Below are 269 nucleotides of genomic sequence, written 5' to 3' on the forward strand. Positions count from 1 at the left end.
CGCCCAGCAGCCCATCGACCTGCTCAGCCCGTCGCGCGCCGACGATGGCGCCGGTCACGGCGGGTTGCCGCAGCGCCCAGGCGATCGCCACCGCTGCCGGCGTCAGTCCGTGGCGCTCCCCAATGCGGCGCAAGGCTTCGACCAGGGCAAGATTCGCGCTCAGGCGTGGCTCCTGTGGTAATCCCCCCATTTTTAGCGATTGCCAGAAGTAGGAACGCTACGCGGCCATGGCCAACCGCTGTTTTGGGGTAAATCCGCCCAGGGCCATA

Annotated in this window: 1 protein-coding gene; it reads right to left on the minus strand. The window is 67.3% G+C overall.

All coding sequences use genetic code 11. The features are described 5' to 3' along the window. Positions 1-190, minus strand: a 190-nt coding sequence (locus ACEU5R_RS32035) for an aldo/keto reductase (RefSeq protein ID WP_392413954.1), incomplete at its 3' end; no start/stop codon positions are given. Between the last annotated feature and the right edge of the window lie 79 nt (positions 191-269).

Origin of the sequence: Achromobacter sp. 413638 (genome assembly GCF_043119405.1) — a bacterium.
In the GTDB taxonomy this organism is placed as follows: domain Bacteria; phylum Pseudomonadota; class Gammaproteobacteria; order Burkholderiales; family Burkholderiaceae_B; genus Achromobacter.